Origin of the sequence: Paraburkholderia sp. IMGN_8 (assembly GCF_038050405.1) — a bacterium.
GTDB lineage: Bacteria > Pseudomonadota > Gammaproteobacteria > Burkholderiales > Burkholderiaceae > Paraburkholderia.
Map to the genome: position 1 here is coordinate 3900079 of NZ_CP150901.1, position 13912 is coordinate 3913990.

At 62.5% G+C, this 13912-nt stretch carries 17 protein-coding genes; 4 read left to right on the forward strand and 13 right to left on the reverse strand.

Going from position 1 to position 13912, the window contains the following annotated elements; genetic code table 11:
• Nucleotides 1–6 precede the first annotated feature (6 nt).
• The 7 genes from WN982_RS38585 to WN982_RS38615 form a co-directional block, all read right to left on the reverse strand.
• Nucleotides 7–441, reverse strand: coding sequence for a cupin domain-containing protein (locus WN982_RS38585; protein ID WP_341317203.1), 435 nt, complete (start codon nucleotides 439–441; stop codon nucleotides 7–9).
• A gap of 169 nt (nucleotides 442–610) precedes the next feature.
• Entirely contained in the window at nucleotides 611–1222 is a 612-nt protein-coding gene (locus WN982_RS38590; RefSeq protein ID WP_341317204.1) for a flavin reductase family protein, read from the reverse strand.
• Between the two features lie 110 nt (nucleotides 1223–1332).
• The gene (locus tag WN982_RS38595; RefSeq protein ID WP_341317205.1) at nucleotides 1333–2286 is read right to left on the reverse strand and encodes a 3-hydroxyacyl-CoA dehydrogenase family protein; all 954 of its coding nucleotides are present in this window, start codon (nucleotides 2284–2286) and stop codon (nucleotides 1333–1335) included.
• Between the two features lie 109 nt (nucleotides 2287–2395).
• Nucleotides 2396–2707 carry a hypothetical protein gene (locus tag WN982_RS38600; RefSeq protein ID WP_341317206.1) on the reverse strand — a complete coding sequence of 104 codons (312 nt, stop codon included), beginning with the start codon at nucleotides 2705–2707 and terminating at the stop codon, nucleotides 2396–2398.
• A gap of 438 nt (nucleotides 2708–3145) precedes the next feature.
• Nucleotides 3146–3304 (reverse strand): hypothetical protein, encoded by a 159-nt coding sequence (locus WN982_RS38605; protein WP_341317207.1) that lies wholly within the window; start codon nucleotides 3302–3304, stop codon nucleotides 3146–3148.
• A 194-nt stretch (nucleotides 3305–3498) separates the two neighbouring features.
• A complete protein-coding gene (locus tag WN982_RS38610; RefSeq protein ID WP_341317208.1) occupies nucleotides 3499–3807 on the reverse strand; it encodes a hypothetical protein in 309 nt (102 codons plus the stop codon).
• Between the two features lie 216 nt (nucleotides 3808–4023).
• On the reverse strand, nucleotides 4024–5307 hold the full coding sequence (locus WN982_RS38615) for a hypothetical protein (protein ID WP_341317209.1): 1284 nt from the start codon (nucleotides 5305–5307) through the stop codon (nucleotides 4024–4026).
• Between the two features lie 57 nt (nucleotides 5308–5364).
• Between WN982_RS38615 and WN982_RS38620 the strand changes: the two genes are divergently transcribed.
• Both WN982_RS38620 and WN982_RS38625 read left to right on the forward strand, forming a co-directional pair.
• Entirely contained in the window at nucleotides 5365–5622 is a 258-nt protein-coding gene (locus WN982_RS38620) for a hypothetical protein (protein ID WP_341317210.1), read from the forward strand.
• Nucleotides 5623–5769: 147 nt separating this feature from the next.
• On the forward strand, nucleotides 5770–6879 hold the full coding sequence (locus WN982_RS38625; RefSeq protein ID WP_341317211.1) for an AGE family epimerase/isomerase: 1110 nt from the start codon (nucleotides 5770–5772) through the stop codon (nucleotides 6877–6879).
• Between the two features lie 54 nt (nucleotides 6880–6933).
• Here the strand turns inward: WN982_RS38625 and WN982_RS38630 are convergent, their stop codons facing one another.
• A complete protein-coding gene (locus tag WN982_RS38630) occupies nucleotides 6934–7209 on the reverse strand; it encodes a hypothetical protein (protein ID WP_341317212.1) in 276 nt (91 codons plus the stop codon).
• A gap of 219 nt (nucleotides 7210–7428) precedes the next feature.
• Between WN982_RS38630 and WN982_RS38635 the strand changes: the two genes are divergently transcribed.
• Nucleotides 7429–7632 carry a cold-shock protein gene (locus tag WN982_RS38635; protein WP_007178724.1) on the forward strand — a complete coding sequence of 68 codons (204 nt, stop codon included), beginning with the start codon at nucleotides 7429–7431 and terminating at the stop codon, nucleotides 7630–7632.
• Nucleotides 7633–7743: 111 nt separating this feature from the next.
• Here the strand turns inward: WN982_RS38635 and WN982_RS38640 are convergent, their stop codons facing one another.
• Nucleotides 7744–9366, reverse strand: coding sequence for a methyl-accepting chemotaxis protein (locus WN982_RS38640; RefSeq protein ID WP_341317213.1), 1623 nt, complete (start codon nucleotides 9364–9366; stop codon nucleotides 7744–7746).
• A 271-nt stretch (nucleotides 9367–9637) separates the two neighbouring features.
• Between WN982_RS38640 and WN982_RS38645 the strand changes: the two genes are divergently transcribed.
• Nucleotides 9638–10072: a PaaI family thioesterase gene (locus WN982_RS38645; protein WP_341317214.1), complete on the forward strand. Its 435-nt coding sequence runs from the start codon at nucleotides 9638–9640 to the stop codon at nucleotides 10070–10072.
• Between the two features lie 250 nt (nucleotides 10073–10322).
• Here WN982_RS38645 and WN982_RS38650 read toward each other — a convergent pair whose 3' ends face one another.
• Genes WN982_RS38650 through WN982_RS38665 form a run of 4 tightly spaced genes read right to left on the reverse strand, consistent with a single transcriptional unit; the run spans nucleotide 10323 to nucleotide 13883 of the window.
• A complete protein-coding gene (locus tag WN982_RS38650; protein ID WP_341317215.1) occupies nucleotides 10323–11171 on the reverse strand; it encodes an ureidoglycolate lyase in 849 nt (282 codons plus the stop codon).
• 36 nt (nucleotides 11172–11207) lie between these two features.
• A complete protein-coding gene (locus WN982_RS38655; RefSeq protein WP_341317216.1) occupies nucleotides 11208–11951 on the reverse strand; it encodes an SDR family oxidoreductase in 744 nt (247 codons plus the stop codon).
• Nucleotides 11952–12005: 54 nt separating this feature from the next.
• Entirely contained in the window at nucleotides 12006–12836 is an 831-nt protein-coding gene (locus WN982_RS38660) for an amidohydrolase family protein (RefSeq protein WP_341317217.1), read from the reverse strand.
• A 6-nt stretch (nucleotides 12837–12842) separates the two neighbouring features.
• Nucleotides 12843–13883 (reverse strand): aldo/keto reductase, encoded by a 1041-nt coding sequence (locus WN982_RS38665; RefSeq protein ID WP_341317218.1) that lies wholly within the window; start codon nucleotides 13881–13883, stop codon nucleotides 12843–12845.
• Nucleotides 13884–13912 lie beyond the last annotated feature (29 nt).

The following is a 13912-nucleotide window of genomic DNA, read 5'->3' on the forward strand; positions in this document are numbered from 1 at the left end:
CTCTATTCAAGCCGCGACGCTCTTCCAGGGCGTCACCGCCGGCACTTCGCACGGACCTTCTACTTCGATCGATTTGAAATCGGCCGGCGAAACGATCTCGATGTACTCCATATCTTCCGAATAATCGAACAGATAGTGGACGATGCCCGGCGCCTGGTGCACGCAATCGCCGGCGGCGACGAGTGTTTCCTTGTCGCCGTACATGAAGCGCGCCCAGCCCTTCAGCATGATCACAATGTGGAAATCGGCCTCATGACGGTGCCAGCCGGTGCCTTGCTCTGGTGCGTGATTCGCCTTGACGAGTTGCGCGAGCACCTTGCCGCCGGTCGCCTGGGCAATGCCTAAATCGCGGTAGAGAAAAAAGTCGCGTAAGCCCTGATCCACGTAGGGCGTGTCTTGCGGACGGACATGCGAGAACTGCGTAGCGAATTCGGTAGACATGATCGCGCTCCTCGAGAGTGAGCCGGTACTTGAAAACGACGCGTTGGAGTGTCGGTTGCAAGCATCAAGCGGGCCAGTTTCCGAGCCCTGGCTTTCCGCGACCGCGATGCGGTTCATGCCGCGCCGCACTGGGCTACGCGGTTCAAACAGTTGATGCCTGATTTGAAGTTTACGCGCTCGGGCGGAACATCTGGAACATCGCGCCAATTTCAGCATAGTCCGCGCGGTAGCCGGCGCGCATGATCGGCTGCGCGGCGTGCGTGTCGAACAGACCGTCCTTCAGATACGCTTCGTTGATGTGCACGCCGACCACCTGGCCGAGCGACAGATAATTGTCCATCGGCTTGCCGTCGAGCGTATGCAAACGCACCACTTGCAGCAGCTTGCATTCGAGCGCGGCCGGCGACTCCGCGACATGCGGCACCGCTACGTTGCGGCCCGGCGCCGCCGTGAGGCCCGCGAGTTCGAATTCGTCGACGTGGGGCGCGACCGGCGCCGATGAGCGGTTCATCTGCTCGGCGAGCGGTTTGCTCGCGAGATTCCATACGAACTCGCCGGTGGCTTCGATGTTGGCGACGCTATCCTTACGGCCCTCGCTGCAAAACCCGATGATCGGTGGAAACGAAGCGAACGCGCCGAAGAAGCTGTACGGCGCGAGATTCAGCGCGCCTTCGGTGTCGCGTGACGAAATCCAGCCGATCAGCCGCGGCGCGACGATTGCCTTGAATGGGTCATGCGGGAGACCGTGGCCGGCGGCGGGATCGTAGAAGTAGTGGGACATGATTGGTGCGGTTAGGCGTTGTGGGTCGGGAAAGGTGGTTATACCGCAGTCGCGTGTGTGCTGCCTGGGGACGAGCAGCCACATTGTTGATGGCTCGCTCCCCCCACACTTCACCCGCGGCTGATCACCCGCTTGCGCCCTTCCTTGACCTGCGCGAGATGCGCATCGTCCCAATCGTAAAAGCCCGCGCCGTTGCGCACGCCGACCCGTCCGGCGTCGACCTGCGCGCGCAGCAGATCGAGCATGTCTTCATCTTTGGCGAGTTCCGGCATCAAATGCGTCGAGATGTCGAGGAACGTATCGAGGCCGCCGAGATCCGCGCCTTCGAGCGGCCCGACAATGCCCCAGCGGCGCCCCAACGACGCCTTCATCACGCGATCGACCACATCCGGCGTGGCCGCTCCCGAGCGCACGATGTTCAGCGCCTCGCGCAGCACCGCGAACTGCAGCCGGTTACCGACGAAACCCGGAATCGCCTTGGCCAGCACCACCGGCTCCATGCCGATCACGCTCATCAGCGCGGCGGTCTGCTCGGTCACTTCCGGCAAAGTCGCAGTGCCAGGCACCACTTCGACGAGCGGAATCATGTGCGGCGGATTCCAGAAATGCGCGATCAGGAAACGCTCCTTCGCGCGCAACGGAGCAACCAGTTGGTCGGGCGGAAAGCCGCTGGTGTTGCTCGCGAGAATCGCGTCGTCGGACATCAACGCGGCTAGCGACGCATATAAGCGATGCTTCAGTTCGAGCACCTCGGGAATCGCCTCGATCACGAATTGCGCCGACGCCATCACGTCGAGTTCCGCGTGCGTCTCGATGCGCGCGAGCGCCGCCTGTTTGGCGGCTTTGTCGATCCGTCCGGCGTCGATCAGTTCGTCGAGTACCGCTTCCGCTTTCGGCGCAACGCTTGCGAGGCGCGCCGGATCGACGTCATGAACGATCGTCCGATGCCCGTGCAATGCGCTTTGCGTCGCGATGCCGACGCCCATCAGTCCCGTGCCCACTACGCCTATGACTGCCTTGTCCACGCCGCTCTCCTGCTGCCTTCGATGAAAACTTTCAAGCATAGCGCAGCACGCCTGTTTCCAACGCCGAACGTGACAAAGCCGGTCTTCCATGAGGAAAGACCGGCTTCGTGGACTTCACGCCGCGTCGAGCGGCGCCGTCATCCGCGCATCAGTCACGCGGGGACGGCGGCGGGCGATGATCGTCGCGGCCGTGGTGACGCGGATCGTCGTCGTGCGGATGACGGCGCATCCACTCGTCATGTTCCCAGTAGCGATGGCCGTCGTAGTAACGATCGCCATGCCAGCCGATATTGATCGAGACGTCCACCGGCATCACGTGCGGCTGACCGTGAACCGCGGGACCCGGCCCGTTTTCGACAACGACGCGCTCCTGTGCAAAGGCGCTACCGGCGGCGAGCAAAGCACCACTGGCCAGCAGGGTAGCGAGAATCGAACGCGACGTCTTGTTAAAGGTTTTCATAGTGACCTCCCAGGCAAAGTTTTGTGTCAAGCCGGCGTCCGTATTCGGTCGACCTTGGACTGCAAATTCAGGTTCAGACCAGACGCCGTACGCTTGAGACGAACTTTAGCGACGCAAACCGCGTGAAGACGTGAGCACTTGTAAGCGTACATTTCATACACGGGGAGCAGTGAACAGCGCGCTTTTTTGCCTTCGCCGCCGGTCTATAGCGTCATGCGCGCCGGAATGGCAGCGTCGCGCAGCGGCGCCATGTCAGGCGCCGTTACATTCATTTCGGCGGGGAAATATTCGGACAGATCAGACATTCGGCGAGCATGCAGCCAGAAAAACAAAAGCCACGGCACGCGTTTAGCGGGCAGTGGCTTCAATAAGGCGAGGCGCACTCGAGGTGTGCACCTATGCGCGGTGATCCGCGCTCAGGCTGTACAACGTGGCTGTTTAGTCGGTCAGCTTGACGCCGAACAACGTAGCCTGCGCTTGGCGCACACGCTGTGCTTCGCGGCTACGCGCTTCGTACGAGTAGTCCGAATCCAGCGGCAGATGGGGCGACGCAAAGAGGTCGCTGACCTTTTGGAACAGTGCAAAAATGAAGCTCATGGCGACTCCCGGTTGGTTACTGCAATTTGCTAGGGTTTTCCCTTAAGAAGAATTATAGGGTTTTCCCTAGGCAAAAGCTAGTGCAATGCAGCAATTTTTCGAACGTGGTGCGTTGCCACAGGCTTTAAGTTCATGGTGCGTTGCATCATGACAACGACCCCGTTTCTTTCATTTTCAGGGTCGAAACCGGCCGCCTATTGGAGCGTGCTGGACTGCGGCTTCCGGCTTCGCGCCGGCTTCGCGCTCGTCATGCTTTTGCGCGGGTTGACCACGGCGGCGTCGACAGTGCCTGCCGCCGCACTCTCCGACTGCACCAGCGTCGCGTTATTGACGGACACGATCAGGCCCGGCAGGGTCCGCGCGGAATTGTCCTGCGGCTTGACCGACGTTCCCGACGCCGAAAACTCGACGCTCAGCGCCCAGTGCCCCTCATGAATGCCTTGATCGCGAAGAAGTGCGCGGATCAATTCGTCGATGGAATATTTGTGCTCGCTGGTCGGCATGGTGGCTCCCGTCAGAAATTGCGCTGGCGTATCCGGTCCGGCTTCGCAACAGCAACGAGAGTGTAAAACGCGAATTTGACTTGCGAGAAGCCGGCGGCGGGCGGCGCCTTACGGCATCTATCCGGCGAAACGTGGTGAGCGGGAGAAGCGCCGGCCAGGCGGGCGGCAAAATGAGTCGCCGCGACCAGCTGACGCCGGTGCGGCGATCATTGAAGATCAGTGCGAATTGGCTGCTTGTGGCTTGTGCGCGTGCTGTGTTCGCGCGCCGCGCTTGCCACGGGACGGACTGGCGACTTGCTGAGTTGCGGCCGGCGACGAGGCGGCAGCGGCATTTGCAGCCGCCGCGTTGGCCATCGCCATGTGGGTGTCGAGCAGGCTGGCCATGGCCGCTTGCTGGTTTTGCATCATCTGTTCGATACGGTGCTGCTGGGCCGTGGTTTCACGCGTCAGACGCATCAGCAACACCGTCTGCGTGATACCGATCGCAACCGTGACCAGCAACGCGCCGACCACGATCGACAGCATCCATTTCATGCGGCGTGAATGGTCAGTCGCGGCGCGGCGTTGATCGGCGATCACGCCATACAGCGCATCGACGGTATCGGCGAAGGCGGTTGCGCGCGCGCGGTCGAGTTCAGGCGCGACACGCAATGCCGCCGCAGCCGCTTCGGCGCGCTGGGCCGCCCTGAACTGCGCGCCAAACGCGGCGTTGGCCTGCGCCGACACATTGCCCGACGGCTGGCCTTCGGACTTCGGCTCGGCGGCTGCCACAGCGCCGCTTTCAGGCGAAGTGCGCTCCGTTGTGGCATTAGCGGCTTCGGCCACAGCCGCTTCGCGCGAAGCCGTTGTCGCCTTGGCGAAAGTCGCCGCAAAGCGCTGCAGCGGCACGGACGGTTCGCCGCCAGCTGTGGTCGCGGAACCGGTATCCGCCGACGCACCCGGCTCGCCCGCTTGACGCAGCGCGGTCACACTGCGCGCCACGGTCGCCGCTGCCATCGCGGACGTGAGCGGCGCTGCTGCGGGTTTTTCTTCGACAGCGGCCTCGGCGGCCGGCTTCGCTTCGGCAAAAGCCAATTCGTCCAGCGGCAATGTCGCCTCAGCCTGCGCGGTCAGCCCGCTCAACTCTGCGTTGACCGAGGCCGGTTCATCGGACTTCGCAGCGCGAGACGCGCGGCGCGCCGCTTTCGCGTCCGACGACACGCTATCGGCATCGATCGCGCCGACCGCCGCCAGCACCACATCGGGTAATTCGAAACCATGCAGCGTGCCTTGCCGCACGTCGATGTTCATCGCTTCGAGTGTGGCGCGGGTGGGATCGTCAGGGAACAGGTCGAGCGTACTATCGTCGCGCGAAGCGTCGCTCAGTTGCGCGAGGCGTTGTGCTGAGCGCGCGGCGCGCGCCAGCTTGTTTTCGGTTTCGGTCGAGACGGTGGCCTGGCGCCGTTTCTTTGAAGCGGCGCGCGGAGGCCGGGACTGCGTGGATGCTGCGGAATCTGCCATAGAGAAAAAAGCGGTCGTCGCCAAAAAGCGGGCGCCGAGCACCGCTCGTCAATACCATTGGAATTTTTCGAGACCGCATTGTCGCATGGCCGCATGCACCTGCCGAAGCCATTCGCCGACGATTTGCCAATTTTAAGACGGCTCCCCGTCTGGCCGGAACGGCTTGACGCCGAGCAGTTGACGCAAGCGTTCGCAGTTCGCGTCGTATTCAATGCCTGGCACTACCTGCGCACCCATCCGCGCCGGATCGAGCACGACATGTTGGCCGGACGCCGGACGACACTGCGGCGAACCCACATGCCGACACAATCATGAATAGCGAGCGCCGAGCCGACATGATTCGAAGCGTATTGCGCGTCTGCACGAGCGTGCCAGCAGCACGCGTTTGCTTTATGCTTGGCCGCACGCCGAATGGCCTGAATCAATGGGCGTTTCGAATTACAGCGTTTGAAGAACTGAACTATGCAAAGCATGAACCCTTCCGCCGCTTCGGCGATCTCCCTGGCTGCCACGTTGCGCGATCACTTCGCCCGGGTGGTGCTGCCGCTCTGGCGCGGGCCGGGTTTCAACACTGAGTTGAAGCTGCCGTACGAAGCGGTCAGCGCCGACGATCATCAACCGCTTCCCGCCGCACGCTACCGCGCGATGGCTTGCGCGCGACAATTGTTCGTGTTTTCGCAAGCCGGCGATGCGGCGCATGCACAGGTGCTGTTCGACGCGCTGGTGCACACGTTTCAGGACACACGCCACGGTGGATGGATCTATAGCGTCGATGCGCAAGGCGCGCCGCTCGACACCACCAAAGATTTGTACACCCACGCGTTCGTCGTATTCGCGTGCGCGGAATATGGCCGCCGTTCCGGAAATCGCGACGCGCTGGAAGTCGTGCATCGCACGTCGACACTGATTCAGTCGCGTTTTGCCGCCGACGGCGATCTTTTCAACGCCGCTTTGGACGCCGACTTCGCCGCCGTGACCGGCACGCCGATCCAGAATCCGCTGATGCATTTGACCGAGGCCTGGCTGGCGGCCCGCGAAGCGACGCACGACGCCGCCTTCGACGCCGCGTTGAGCCGCCTTGCCGGCGCCGTCGCGCGTCATTTCGTGCATGCGCCGACCGGCTGCGTCGCCGAGTTGCCGCTGGGCGCCGACGACAACCGTTTGGAGCCGGGGCATCAGTTCGAATGGTTCTGGCTGGTGAAACGCGGGGGCGCTCTGTTTGAGGCCTCGGGTCTCAACGAAGCACTCACGCGCGCGTTCAGCTTTGCGCAGCAATACGGCGTGGATAAAGACACCGGCGGCGTTTGCGCGTCGCTCGACGAAACCGGCCGGATCAAGGACGCCACCCAGCGGATCTGGGCGCAAACCGAATATCTGCGCGCACTGGCGAGCCACGACGACCCGGCTGCACTCGCCGCGCTACCGGGCCAGATCGAACGTTTCCAGCAGCGCTTTCTGCGTCCGCAAGGCTGGTTCGAATGCAAGACACCGGCGGGTGAAGTGGCGAGGGCCGACATGCCGTCGACCACGCCCTATCACCTTGCAACGGCCTACGAGGCGCTGCCGGGCTGAGCTGAGCGCCGTCAATGAACCGGACGCGGCCGGTTCAGCCGACCGGCCGGTCGATCAATACTCTTCGCGCTGCCAGGGTCCCCAATCGGCGTTGGCCGTTTTAAATCGCGTGAAGGTCGCGCTTTTTCCGGTGGGGGTGTCCGACGTGTCGCCGTGCGGCTTCTGGTCGGTGGTGTGAAGGGCGAAAGCCTGGTGATCTTCGGTGTCGACGGTAATTCGGCCGACCGGATCCAGGGCGCCTTCTTGAGGTGATTTAGACTCCAATATCGCGAGATAGGGGGTCAAACGACTCCAGAACGATGTAAGTTCTTCTTGCAAATAATGTGTCAATGTTTTTCCTGGAAGAGTAATACAACCAGTTTACCCTACCGGCCGGGGCACCCCTTCAAAATGCCTCGAAGGGCTCAAAACGGGGCTATCGGGGGAATACCCGAATACTTGTTGATTGGCGTCCATCATAAAGACGTGATACAACTCGTACTTCGCGCTCGATCTCGTGTTGAGAAATAGCGGTCGCGAATGCAACACACAACATTTACTGGATTAAAAATGGCAACAGGTACTGTGAAGTGGTTTAACGATGCAAAGGGCTTTGGCTTCATCACGCCGGACGACGGTGGCGAAGACCTGTTCGCGCACTTTTCGGAAGTTCAAGGTAGCGGCTTCAAGTCGCTGCAAGAAAACCAGAAGGTGACGTTTGAAGTTAAGCAAGGCCCGAAGGGCAAGCAGGCTGCGAACATCCAGCCGGCCTAAGTACCCTCAGGTACGCCTGGCACCCTTAGGCGCTTGCGTCTAAAGCAAAATGGCCCGCTCGCGCGGGCCATTTTCATTGGCGAACGCCATTTTTCCAGGCGCTTGCACGGCTTAAATCGCCCGCACTTCCGACAGCGAAAACGCCGCAGCCTGGCCGCGCATGTCATCAATGTGTTGCGTGCGCAACACAGTTTCCGAAATTTCGAACACGGACACGGCCTGCTTCAGTTGCTGCGTCTGCTGGTGCAGCGAAGCCGCCGCTGCCGCCGCCTCTTCGACGAGCGCCGCATTCTGCTGCGTCATCTCATCCATCTGCACCACTGCCTGATTGACCTGTTCGATGCCCGTGCTCTGCTCGAGCGACGACGCGCTGATCTCGGCCATCATCTGCGTGACGCGTGAAATCGATGCCGAAACGTTGCTCATGGCCTCGCCGGCATGCTCGACCAGCATCGAACCGCCCTGAATCTCGGCAACCGATTCGCTGATCAAGGTCTTGATTTCCTTGGCCGACTGCGCGCTGCGCTGGGCCAGCCCCCGCACCTCGCCCGCTACCACCGCGAAGCCGCGGCCCTGTTCGCCCGCGCGGGCCGCTTCGACGGCCGCGTTCAACGCGAGGATATTGGTCTGGAACGCAATGCCGTCGATCACCGAAATGATCTCGGCGATCTTGTCCGAGCTTTGCGCGATGCCGCGCATCTTCACGACCACTTCGTTGACCACTTCGCTGCCGCGCGAGGTCGCATCGAGCGCCGTCTCGGCGAGCGCGTTGGCTTCGCGGGCGTGCTCGGCGTTCTGGCGCACGGTGGCGGTCAGCTCTTCCATGCTCGACGCGGTTTCTTCGAGCGATGCCGCCTGGTTTTCGGTGCGCGCGGACAGATCGGCGTTGCCGGTGGCGATTTCGTCGGCGCCCAGGTGGATCGAGTCGGCGGATTCGCGCACGGTCTGCACGGTGCGCGCGACGCTCGCCTGCATTTTCGCGAGGCCGGAGAAGAGACGCCCGATTTCATTAGTGCCGCGCGACGCGATCGGCTGGTTGAGGCGGCCCAGCGCGATGCGCTCGAAGTGACGGCCAGCTTCTTCGAGCGGCGCCACCACGCCCCGGCGCAACGCCATATAAACCGCAAACGTGCCCACTACCAGCAACAGCAGAATGGCGATGCTGACGCCGCGGAACATCGCCATGCGGGCGTCGATCGAATCGAGCGACGCGCGGCTCGCCGCGTCGCCGAACTGCACGAAGTTGTGCGACTCCGCGAGGTAGGCGTCCTGGAACGACTGGGTCGGCTGGTCGAGAAACGCCTGGATATTGTTCGAGTCGAGGAACTGCACCAGCTCCGCGAGCGCGTCGTGCAGCTTTTTATAGCGCTCGGCCAACGCCGTGGCGCGGGCGCTGTTTTCGTCGCTGGTCTTCTGCGCGCTCATGAAAGCGGCGAATGACTGATCGGCGGCCGTCAGTTGTTCACGGGCGTGCTGCACGATGTCGGCCGGCTCGGCGCCGCCGCGCACCATCCGCGTACCGGCGCGCGACAGGTTGATACGGGCATCCATCAGATGTTGCGTCGTTTCATTGACTGCATCGACCTGCTTCAACGCGATATTCGACAGATCGCCCACGTCGTCGTGAGTGCGCGTGAGCGACCAGAACCCCAGGCCGACGGTCACAAGCTGGAACACGCAGAACGCGGCCAGGACACATAACAGGCCGGATGCAACCTTGATCTTGCTGAACATCGTTAACACCTGAATTGCAAAAGAATGGCAGGGAGCTACCTTCGGGTTAACGGCGACGCCAGGCGTGTCTTGAGATCAATTTCCCTAAAAATCGCCTTACGTCCCCTTTTTATCGGCCAACTTCACAATTGCGGTCGTTTTGCACAACAATGTGTGGCGGATTTTTCCGAATCACCTTGACGCCGTGCACACAGGCTTCCTAGAGTGGGTAGGGACTGCACAACGCACGCCAGTGCAGATGCCACCGCGGGCCATGCCCGAAGGAATCAAGATGACCGACCTCCTCGACCGGGCGCGCGGCGCACTGCATGCCCAGCCGTTCAGCATGCTGCTTGGCGCCGAGTTGATGCACACGGGCACCAGCGAACTGACGCTGTCTCTGCCGATCCGCGACGAACTGCGGCAGCAGCATGGCTTCGTGCATGGCGGCGTCATCAGCTATCTCGCCGACAACGCGCTGACGTTCGCCGGCGCGTTATCGCTGGGACCGAAGGTCGTGACCGGCGAGTACAAGATCAACTATCTGCGGCCGGCGATCAACGGCACGCTGATCGCGCGCGCCAAGGTCATCTACGCGGGTCAGACTCAGGCGACCTGCCAATGCAACGTGTACGTGATGGACGGCAATCGCGAGAAGCTTGTTGCGGTTGCGCAAGGCACGGTCAATCGGATCAGTGATAGCAGCGAGCACGAACCGGCGGGTTAAACGCGCGGCGGCCGCTAGTCATAACCGCACCGCCGTAAAGCCGGTTGCTCACTCGGCATCGCGCCCGCCACCACCACGCAGCACGTGCGTATCCTCGCTGACGCCGGGCTTGCGCAGCTGCTCAAAGCTCAGCGTGTGTGAACCCGCCTGAACGCTCCCGCCAAGAACGGGGTCATAAAAAAAGGCCGTTCCTGCTCGACGCGGGAACGGCCCTTTTTCATCATCAACACCTTTCGACTACACCCGCCACTCACTCCGCCGCATAAGTCTTCTGCGTCTGCTCGCCTAAGCCTTCGATACCCAGACGGATCGTCTGTCCCGGCTTCAGATACACCGGATTCGGCTTCACGCCCATGCCGACGCCCGGCGGCGTGCCGGTCGAAATCACGTCGCCCGGTTGCAGGCTCATGCACTGCGACACATACGACACCAGCTTCGCGACGCCGAACACCATCGTCTTCGTGCTGCCGTTCTGATAGCGATGGCCGTCCACTTCGAGCCACAGGCTCAGGTTCTGCGGATCCGCAACTTCGTCGCGCGTGACGACCCACGGGCCGATCGGGCCGAACGTATCGAAGCCCTTGCCCTTATCCCACGTGCCGCCGCGCTCGATCTGCCATTCGCGTTCCGACACGTCATTGATCACGCAATAACCGGCGACGTAATCGAGCGCGTTGGCTTCGTCGACGTATTTCGCCGGCTTGCCGATCACCACGCCGAGTTCGACTTCCCAGTCGGTCTTTTGCGAGCCGCGCGGAATTTCGACGTCGTCGTGCGGGCCGCTGATCGCGCTCGTCCACTTGTTGAAAATCACCGGCTCGGCCGGCACCGGCAGATTCGATTCCGCCGCATGATCCGCATAGTTCAGCCCAATGCAGATGAACTTGCCGATCTTGCCGACGCACGGGCCGAGACGCGGATTGCCTTCGACCAGCGGCAGCGAAGCCGGATCGACCGCGCGCAGTTTGGCGAGACCTTCAGCGGTCAGCGCGGCGCCGTCGATATCGGCGACCACTTTCGACAGATCGCGAATCTTGCCCTGCGCGTCGAGCAAGCCCGGCTTTTCCTGACCTTTCGGCCCATAACGAAGCAGTTTCATCCTGACACGTCCTTTTTCAGTGATATTCAGTGTGCGTCAGTTCGACCAGCCGCCGTCGATCACATGCGCGTGACCGGTGGTAAACGACGATTCGTCGGACGCGAGATACAGCGCCAGCGCGGCGATCTCTTCGGGCTTGCCGACACGGCCCATCGGCTGACGCGCGACAAAGGCCGCCTGCACGACGTCGAGCGTCACGCCTTGCGCCCGAGCCTGCTCGGCGATCCGCTGTTCGAGCGACGGCGAAGCCACCGTGCCCGGGCAGATCGCGTTACAGCGTACACCACGCGTGATGAAGTCCGCAGCAACGGACTTCGTCAGACCGATCACCGCGGCTTTCGACGCGCTGTACGCAAAGCGGTTCGGCACGCCCTTCACGCTCGACGCCGCCGACGACATATTGATGATCGAGCCGCCGCCCTTTTCCAGCATGGCCGGCAAGAACGCACGGATCGTGCGGTACATCGCCTTCACATTCAGGTCGAACGCGAAGTCCCAATCTTCTTCGCTGCATTCGAGAATCGTACCGGCGTGCACAAAGCCCGCGCAATTGAACAGCACGTCGATCGCGCCGAGTTCGGCGGACAGCGCCTTGATCGCCGCGTCGTCGCGCACGTCGAGCTTGCGCGCTTCGACCGGCTTGCCGGCGAGCCCGTCGATGCGGATATCGGTGGCGATCACGCGCGCGCCTTCGCGTGCGTATAGCTCCGCGGTGGCGAGACCGATGCCTTGTCCCGCCGCGGTGATCAGGGCCGTTTTGCCGGCCAGTCTTTGTGTCATCTACGACTCCAGTTGAATGGGCTTCTCTTGTCTTCGCGACCCGTCTTCATCGCGTCAAAGTCGATAAAACGCGGCGGCGTTGCCGCCGAAAACCGCCTCGCGCTCGCCGTCGCTCAAGGACGCGAGCAAGGTGTTCGCCACCGAATGCCACAACAGATAGTCGCCGTTCAGATCGAGCACCGGCCAGTCGCTGCCCCACATCAAACGCGCTGGACCGAACGACGCCAGCAGATGATCGACATACGGCTGCAAGGTTTCTTCGGTCCAGCCAGGTGCTGCCTCCGTAACGAGCCCCGACAGCTTGCAATGCACGTGCGGCAACGCTGCGAGCCGCGTGATCGCGTCGGCCCATGTTTGCCAACCCGCGCGAGCGTAACGGATCGGCGGCTTCGCACCATGGTCGACGACGATGCGCAGCGCCGGAAAGCGCGTCGCGAAGGTTTCGAAGTGCTCGACGTGGCGCGCGTAAATCAGCGCGTCGAACGCAAGATCGTGTGCGATCAGGGCTTCAATCGCGGGGGTGAGATCGGGGTTGGCGATCCACGTATTGTCAGGCAAATCCTGCAACATCGGCCGCACGCCTTTGAACTTCGGCTCATGCGCGAAGGCATCGATCACGTCCGGCGCAGTCGGCAACAACAACGGCACCCAACCGACCACGCCCGCAATCGACGGCTCATGGCGCGCAATATCCAGCAAGTAACGCGTTTCATCGATGGTCGGTGCCGCCTGCACTACCACCGTTCGCTCGATTCCCGCTCTGTCGCGCAACGGTGCGAGGTCGGCGGGGCCAAACGGGCGATACAGGGTTTTCAGTTCCGGTGTGAGCCACTCGTAATCGCCGCGCGCGGGGTCCCAATAGTGCTGGTGGGCGTCGATATGCATCGTCAGTCAATCCTCCGGCGCGGGCGCGCGGCGGTCGAGCAAGCCCTCGTCGCGCAACGCGGACCACAACGCCGCGGGGATCGGCTGCTCGAACGACGCCACGTTCTCGCGCAATTCATCGGCACTGCGCGCGCCGGTCAGCACGGTGGCGACCGCCGGATGCGCATAGGGAAATTGCAAGGCTGCGGCGGCAAGCGGCACGCCATGCACGCGGCACACCGCTTCCAGCCGTGCGACGCGCTCGACCACTTCGCGCGGCGCATCGCCGTAGTTGAATTTCAGATCGCCTTCGACGCCGCGCGCCAGAATGCCCGAATTGAACGCGCCGCCTAACAGGATGCTGACGCCGCGCTTTTCGCATGCCGGCAGCAGGTCGTCGAGGGTGGTCTGTTCGAGCAGCGTATAACGGCCCGCGAGCAACGCGCAATCGATATCGAACTCCGCCATCGCGTCGAGTATTACCGCGCCTTCGTTGACGCCGAGCCCGACCGCCTTAACCGCACCCGATGAACGCAACTCGTCGAGCGCGCGAAAGCCGCCACCTTCGGTCAGTTGCCGCCAGTAATGGGGATTCTTGTCGCCGTGCGTGACACGGCCGATATCGTGCACCAGCAGGATGTCGATATCGACGATGCCCAGGCGCTGCTGGCTGTCTTCGAACGACCGCAGAATGCCGTCGTGCGTGTAGTCGTAGATCGCTTCGAACGGCAGCGGGTTTTGCCAGCCTTCGCTGCCGTCGTAGGGCGTGGTGCGCGGCACGAAGCGGCGCCCCACTTTGGTGGACAGCACGAACTCGCTGCGCGGATAGCAGCGCAACGCGTCGCCCAGACGATGCTCGGCTTTCGTATGGCCGTAATGCGGCGCGGTATCGAAGTAACGCACGCCCGTGTCCCACGCGGCGGCGATCGTTGCGTGCGCTTCGTCATCGGACAGATCGCGGTAAAGGCCGCCCAGTGGCGCCGTACCGAGCCCCAATCCGCTCACTTGCAGCGCGCGGCGGCCGATGCCGCGCCGCTGCCCGATCTTCGAACCGATCGTTGCCGTCATTGACCGCGTCTCCTGTGATTAAACGTGTT

Excerpts from the sequence above, each read along its gene's own strand:
- WN982_RS38585 (WP_341317203.1), bottom strand. The coding sequence starts at position 441 with ATGTCTACCGAATTCGCTACGCAGTTCTCGCATGTCCGTCCGCAAGAC.
- WN982_RS38590 (WP_341317204.1), bottom strand. The coding sequence starts at position 1,222 with ATGTCCCACTACTTCTACGATCCCGCCGCCGGCCACGGTCTCCCGCAT.
- WN982_RS38595 (WP_341317205.1), bottom strand. The coding sequence starts at position 2,286 with ATGCTTGAAAGTTTTCATCGAAGGCAGCAGGAGAGCGGCGTGGACAAG.
- WN982_RS38600 (WP_341317206.1), bottom strand. The coding sequence starts at position 2,707 with ATGAAAACCTTTAACAAGACGTCGCGTTCGATTCTCGCTACCCTGCTG.
- WN982_RS38605 (WP_341317207.1), bottom strand. The coding sequence starts at position 3,304 with ATGAGCTTCATTTTTGCACTGTTCCAAAAGGTCAGCGACCTCTTTGCG.
- WN982_RS38610 (WP_341317208.1), bottom strand. The coding sequence starts at position 3,807 with ATGCCGACCAGCGAGCACAAATATTCCATCGACGAATTGATCCGCGCA.
- WN982_RS38615 (WP_341317209.1), bottom strand. The coding sequence starts at position 5,307 with ATGGCAGATTCCGCAGCATCCACGCAGTCCCGGCCTCCGCGCGCCGCT.
- WN982_RS38625 (WP_341317211.1), top strand. The coding sequence starts at position 5,770 with ATGCAAAGCATGAACCCTTCCGCCGCTTCGGCGATCTCCCTGGCTGCC.
- WN982_RS38635 (WP_007178724.1), top strand. The coding sequence starts at position 7,429 with ATGGCAACAGGTACTGTGAAGTGGTTTAACGATGCAAAGGGCTTTGGC.
- WN982_RS38640 (WP_341317213.1), bottom strand. The coding sequence starts at position 9,366 with ATGTTCAGCAAGATCAAGGTTGCATCCGGCCTGTTATGTGTCCTGGCC.
- WN982_RS38645 (WP_341317214.1), top strand. The coding sequence starts at position 9,638 with ATGACCGACCTCCTCGACCGGGCGCGCGGCGCACTGCATGCCCAGCCG.
- WN982_RS38650 (WP_341317215.1), bottom strand. The coding sequence starts at position 11,171 with ATGAAACTGCTTCGTTATGGGCCGAAAGGTCAGGAAAAGCCGGGCTTG.
- WN982_RS38655 (WP_341317216.1), bottom strand. The coding sequence starts at position 11,951 with ATGACACAAAGACTGGCCGGCAAAACGGCCCTGATCACCGCGGCGGGA.
- WN982_RS38660 (WP_341317217.1), bottom strand. The coding sequence starts at position 12,836 with ATGCATATCGACGCCCACCAGCACTATTGGGACCCCGCGCGCGGCGAT.
- WN982_RS38665 (WP_341317218.1), bottom strand. The coding sequence starts at position 13,883 with ATGACGGCAACGATCGGTTCGAAGATCGGGCAGCGGCGCGGCATCGGC.